Annotated in this window: 4 protein-coding genes; 3 read left to right on the forward strand and 1 reads right to left on the reverse strand. The window is 72.5% G+C overall.

Going from position 1 to position 6,276, the window contains the following annotated elements; genetic code table 11:
* Window positions 1–389: EsaB/YukD family protein (locus F8A92_RS17995; RefSeq protein WP_194291583.1), on the reverse strand; the 389-nt coding region annotated here is incomplete at its 3' end.
* Between the two features lie 99 nt (window positions 390–488).
* Here F8A92_RS17995 and eccCa point away from each other — a divergent pair.
* The 3 genes from eccCa to F8A92_RS18010 form a co-directional block, all read left to right on the forward strand.
* Window positions 489–4,460 carry a type VII secretion protein EccCa gene (gene eccCa / locus F8A92_RS18000; protein ID WP_153506560.1) on the forward strand — a complete coding sequence of 1,324 codons (3,972 nt, stop codon included), beginning with the start codon at window positions 489–491 and terminating at the stop codon, window positions 4,458–4,460.
* Window positions 4,461–4,615: 155 nt separating this feature from the next.
* Window positions 4,616–5,509 carry a hypothetical protein gene (locus F8A92_RS19250; RefSeq protein ID WP_153506561.1) on the forward strand — a complete coding sequence of 298 codons (894 nt, stop codon included), beginning with the start codon at window positions 4,616–4,618 and terminating at the stop codon, window positions 5,507–5,509.
* A 6-nt stretch (window positions 5,510–5,515) separates the two neighbouring features.
* Window positions 5,516–6,276, forward strand: a 761-nt coding sequence (locus F8A92_RS18010) for a hypothetical protein (protein ID WP_153506562.1), incomplete at its 3' end; no start/stop codon positions are given.

Raw genomic sequence — 6,276 nt, forward strand, 5'->3', positions numbered from 1 at the left:
GCCGCGCCGAGCGCGGTCCCGGCGCGGCGCGTGCGGGCGCCGGACCACGGCCGCGCCGACCGGCGGGCGCCGGTGGCGATCGCGTCGACGACGTCGTCGTAGTCCAGCTCGGGCCACTCGGTGAACCGGCCGACCATGTGCAGCACCTCGCCGTCCCGCACCTGCTGGTCACCCAGCGTGCGCGACAGCTCGATCGGTGCGCCGTCGGCGCGGTGCAGGATCCAGCCGCCGGTCTGCTGTGCGTCGTCGGCCGCGGACTCGCCGGCCGCGCGCACCAGGGAGGCCATCAGCTCGGCGACCGGGACGTCCTCGGGGAGCGCGATGTCGATCCGGCGCTGCGGTGCGGCTACCGTGATCCGGGCTAGGCCGTCTGAAACTGCGCGGGTCACGAGGCTCCCAAGCGGTGAGGTGTCCGGGCTGACGTGGCTACCATAACGGCACCCTCGAACCGCGGACGAGATCCGTTAGCACTCGAAGGAGATTCACGCTTGGGCACGTTCATCGTCCGCCGCCAGCCGCGACGTGAGGCCCCCGAGCTTCCGGCCGGAGAGGTCGTCATCGACCCGCCGCCCGAGGTCCCGCGCGACTCCGGCAAGAACTGGTCGCAGCTGATGATGATGCTGCCGATGCTCGCCGGCGCCGGCGCGATGGCGTTGATGTACAGCCGCAACGGCAGCTCCGGACCGATGGGATACGTGCTCGGCGGTCTCTTCGGGCTGTCCGCGATCGGCATGATCGGGGTGGGTCTGCTGCAGAACGCCGGCGGCGCGAGCAAGCGGGAGCGCACCGCGCAGCGTCGGGAGTACCTGCGCCACCTCGCCTCGCACCGCAGCAACGTGAAGAAGACGATCCGGCGGCAGGCGACGGCGATGTTCTACCGCCACCCCGAGCCGGACCAGCTGCTGGTGACGGCGGCCAGCTACCGGTTGTGGGAACGGCGCCGCGACGACGCCGACTTCGGTGCGGTCCGGATCGGCCTCGGCCCGCAGCAGCTGGCGACGCCGTTGATCACGCCGCAGACCAAGCCGCTGGACGAGCTCGAGCCGGTCTGCGCCGCCGCGCTGCGCAGGTTCGTGAACACCTACGCCAACGTGCCGGGTCTGCCGGTCGCCATGGCGCTCGGCGGGTTCAGCCGCGTCTACCTGACCGGTGACGCGAGCGCCGCGCGGTCGATGCTGCGCGCGTTGCTCGCGCAGACCGCCGTCCACCACTCGCCGGACGACATGATGGTGGCGATCTGCGCCGGGCCCGCGGAGCGAGCGCACTGGGAGTGGGTCAAGTGGCTGCCGCACGGCTTCCATCCCGAGCGCGAGGACGCCGCCGGCAACCTGCGGCTCGTGGCGCCCAACATGCCCTCGATCGAGGCGATGCTCGACGACGTGCTGAGCACGCGGCCGCGGTTCAACCCCGCGGGCCCGCAGGTCCAGGTGCCGGGACCGCATCTGGTGGTGGTCGTCGACGGCGGCGACGTCGCCGGCTCCAGCCACCTGATGGCCGACTCCGGGCTCGAGGGCGTCACCGTCATCGACCTGTCCAGCCCGCCGCCGCGGCTGCTGGAGAGCTCCATGCTCGTGCTCGACGTGGCCGAGGACCGCGCGCTGCGCAGCCGCACCGACGACGTCGAGTCCGCGCTGGGCATCGCCGACTCGCTCGCCCTCCCGGAGGTCGAGGCGCTCGCGCGGCAGCTCGCGCCGCTGCGGATGTCCATCGGCGCCGTAGGCGAGAAGGCCATGAGCACGGCGATGGGTCTCGGCGAGCTGCTGGACGTCGGTGACCCATACCGTTACGACCCCGGACGCGGCTGGGGGCCGCGCGCGAACCGCGACCAGCTGCGGGTGCCGATCGGCATCGGCCCCGACGGGCGACCGGTCGAGCTGGACATCAAGGAGTCGGCGCAGGACGGCATGGGCCCGCACGGCCTGCTGATCGGGGCCACCGGCTCGGGCAAGTCCGAGCTGCTGCGCACGCTGGTGCTCGCGCTCGCGATCACGCACAGCCCGGAGACCCTCAACTTCGTGCTCGTCGACTTCAAGGGCGGCGCCACGTTCACCAAGCTCGAGCGGCTACCGCACACCTCGGCGGTGATCACCAACCTGTCGGACGAGCTGCCGTTGGTCGACCGGATGGTCGATGCCATCAACGGCGAGCTGCTGCGCCGCCAGGAGCTGCTGCGCACGGCCGGCAAGTTCTCCAGCCTGCGGGACTACGAGAAGGCGCGCCTCGCCGGCGCACCCCTCGATCCGATGCCCAGCCTGCTGATCGTGTGCGACGAGTTCTCCGAGCTGCTGTCGGCCAAGCCGGACTTCATCGACATGTTCGTGCAGATCGGCCGCGTCGGCCGTTCGCTCGGCGTCCACCTGCTGCTGGCGTCCCAGCGCCTGGAGGAGGGCCGGTTGCGCGGGCTCGACACGCACCTGTCCTACCGGGTGTCGCTGCGCACCAACTCGGCGTCCGAGTCGCGCGTCGTCATCGGCGCGCCGGACGCCTTCGAGCTGCCGCGCGCCCCGGGGCACGGCTACATCAAGTTCGGCACCGACCCGCTCGAGCGATTCCGGGCGGCGTACGTGTCCGGCATGTACAAGCGCAAGAAGGACGGCGGGTCCGCCGGCGACCCGCGCACCGACGGGGTCTCGATCCTGCCGTACGACACGCTGTACCACGCGCCGCCGATCGAGGTGAAGCCCGCCGACGACGCGGTCGCCGCGGACCCGGACGAGGGCGTCGGCGAAAGCCTGCTCGACATCGTCGTGGACCGGCTCGAGGGCCGCGGGCCCGAGGCGCATCAGGTGTGGCTGCCGCCGCTCGCCGAGCCACCGACCCTCGATCAGCTCCTGCCGGGGCTGTCGGTCGACCCCGAGCTCGGCCTCACCGCCGCCGGATCCGAGCTGCGCGGCACGCTGAAGGCGAACGTCGGCGTCATCGACAAGCCCTTCGAGCAGCGCCGCGAGACGATGCAGATCGACCTCTCCGGTGCCGGTGGCCACCTGATGGTGGTCGGCGCGCCGCAGTCCGGCAAGTCCACCTTCCTGCGCTCCGTGGTCTGCGGGCTGGCGCTCACCCACTCGCCGCGGGAGGTGCAGTTCTACTGCTTCGACTTCGGCGGCGGCGGCCTCGGCGCGCTGCGGGACCTGCCGCACGTCGGCTCGGTCGCCGGCCGGCGCGACACCAACGCCGTCCGCCGCACGATCGCCGAGCTCAGCCAGCTGCTGGAGCAGCGCGAGACGCTGTTCGCGCAGCACGGCATCGAGAACATGGCCGCCTACCGGCGCGCCAAGGCCCGCGGCGAGCTGCCGGACGACCCCTACGGCGACGTGTTCCTCGTCGTCGACGGCTGGCAGACGATCCGCAACGACTTCGAGCCGATCGAGCCGGTGCTGAACGACCTCGGCACCCGAGGGCTGTCCTACGGCATCCACCTCATCGGCTCGGCGTCCCGCTGGATGGACCTGCGGCTGGCGCTGCGCGACATGTTCGGCACCAAGTACGAGCTGCGGCTGGGCGACCCGGGCGACTCGGTGCTCGGTCGCCGGGTGGCGATGAACGTGCCCGACGACAAGCCCGGCCGCGGGCTGACCCCGGACCTGCTGCACATGCTGACGGCGATCCCCCGGATCGACGGCGTCCAGGACGTCGAGAGCCTGCCGGACGGCGTCGCGGATCTGGTCGCCCGGATCCGCGATGCGTGGCCACGACCGGGCGCGCCCGCGGTCCGGCTGCTGCCGCGCGAGGTGCGCCACGACCAGGTGCGCCCCGACCGGGACCGCGGGCTCGCGCTCGGCATCTCCGAGCTCGACCTCGGCCCGGTCTACCTCGATGCGGACAGCGAGCCGCTGATGGTCGTGTACGGCGACAGCGAGTCCGGGAAGTCGAACCTGCTGCGCGTCCTGGCACACCGGATCATGGAGCGGTACTCCCCGGACCAGGCGAAGATCATCATCGTCGACCCGCGCCGATCGCTGCTCGGTGAGGTGCCGCCGAGCTACCTGCTCGCCTACGGCACGACGCCCGACCACGCCGCGGCGATGAGCGTGCAGCTGGCGAAGACGCTGCGCAACCGGCTGCCGGGCTCGGACGTGACCCCGGAGCAGCTGCGCAACCGAAGCTGGTGGACCGGGCCCGAGCTGTTCTTCCTCGTCGACGACGTCGACCTCGCCGCCGCAGGCAGTCCGCCGCCGCTGCAGCCGCTGGTCGACTTCATGGCGCAGGCGCGCGACATCGGCCTGCACCTGACGGTGACGCGCCGCTCCGGCGGGGCCGGGCGCGCCCAGTACGAGGCGCTGCTGCAACGCATGCGCGACCTGGCGGCGCCGGGCATCGTGCTGTCGGGCTCGCGTGACGAGGGTGCCCTGGTCGGTACCGTGCGCCCCCAGGTGCTGCCGCCCGGGCGCGGCTACTACGTCACCCGGCGCGAGGGCACCCGGCTCGTCCAGATCGCCTGGAAGCCCCCGGCCGACCTGTGATCGGTGCGTGAGCCGCGCCGAAACGGCAGGTGAACATCCTCGAGCACCGCTGACCGGTCCGAGGGCGCTCGGTACGTTGGAACGAGGGCCGCGCGCGCCGCGTCCCAGATTCGGCGATGCGCGAGCAACCGGTTGTCGAGACGAAGGAGCGCGGCGTGACTGGCTTCGATTTCCCCGGCATCAAGGTCGAGACCAAGGCCCTGCTGGACTTCTCGACCGGCACCGTGGACGACTTCGCGCCGCACCTGACCACCCTCACGCACGAGCTCGGCAAGCTCGGCATGAAGGTCGGGCTGAGCGGGCTGCCGTCCGGCGCGACCCTCGGCACCTGGAACGCGAGCATGCTCACCGCCACCGGCGCGTTCCTGAACGACGTCTCCTACGGCCTGCAGGCGGTGAGCACCGGGGCCGCCTCCGCAGCCGCGATCTACCAGTCCAGCGACAGCGACTCGGCGTCCCAGATGCGCGCGGTCGACGCTGCGTTCACGCCCACCGCGGGAGACACCACCCTGGGCAGGCAGCGGGCCCAGGCCGAGCGGGACGCCCGACGGCGCGGCGCACAGACCGAGCACGACATCCTCGACGAGGCCACCCGGACGTCGATCGCGGGATCGAGCACCCCGACGCCGCCGACCGCCCCGCCGGCGAACATGTGCGTCGCCGCCAACCCCTACACGGCCGCGGGCGCCCAGGATCTGGTGCGGGCGCATCAGGGCGACGACCAGCACGACGCGCAGAACGGCGGGCACTCGGAGTACGACGAGTATCAGGCGCCGATCGGTACACCGGTCGGCGCAAGCGTGCCGGGCGCGCCGCAGGCGCCCAGCCCGCGGCCCGCTCCGTCGCCGACGCCCGCGCCCGTGGGCACGATGGCACCCGGCTACCCGGCGAGCGCCTCGAGCCCGTCGCCGACCGCCGGTCCGGCGCCCGCCCCGTCCCCGGCGATGACCGCGACGTCGTCCTACCCGGCCGCATCGCCGTCCACCTCCCGAGACTCCGCCCCGACCACCGCCGCGACTCCCTCGCCCGAGCCGTCGCCCGGCGGCTGATGCCCGATGGCAGGCAACAACTTCGGGGCGCCGGACCCCGACGCTCACTACCCGGGAGTGCCGTCCGGCAGCTACTACCCGCCACCCGGTGCGGCACCCGACCCCCAGCCGGCCAACCACGACCTCTACTACGCGGACATCAACACGCACTACGTGGCGATCTCCCGTGAGGAGCCCGAGACGATCAAGAGCGCGGGGGACGCCTGGGTGCGGATCGGAACCGCCCTCGGCGGGGGCGCCGAGGCCATCCGCCGGCGCGGCATCACCCTGTCGGGCAGCTGGGAGGGCGCTGCGAAGGAGGCCTTCCTCCTCAAGGTCGGGCTGCTGACCTCGGTCCTCGACGACTGGGCCGGCAAGGCGCACGCCAACGGCGTCGTCCTTCGCGACACGCTCTACCCGGTCATCCGAGACAAGCGCACCGCGATGGCCGAGCTGTGGCGCGAGTACAAGGGCCGCTCCGACGACATCCGTGAGCAGGAGAACGCCAACGCCAGCCTCGGTGAGCTGTGGGAGGACACCAAGGAGGCCTTCGGGGGCAAGGACCGGCTGTCGGCGAACCTCGAGCACTACTCGCAGCGGTCCCGATCGGAGATCCTCGACCCGATGTCGGCCGCCTTCGACCGCGCGTTCCTCTCGATGAGCACCGGCGCGGTGTACCAGGGGCCGAAGGACGCCGTCGTGAAGACGCTGGACCCGTCGTCGGTGGGTGGCGCCCCCGGCGCTCCGGCGGCCCCCGCCGCCGCGGCTCCCGATGCCTTTCCGATGCC

Source organism: Cumulibacter manganitolerans (assembly GCF_009602465.1).
In the GTDB taxonomy this organism is placed as follows: domain Bacteria; phylum Actinomycetota; class Actinomycetes; order Mycobacteriales; family Antricoccaceae; genus Cumulibacter; species Cumulibacter manganitolerans.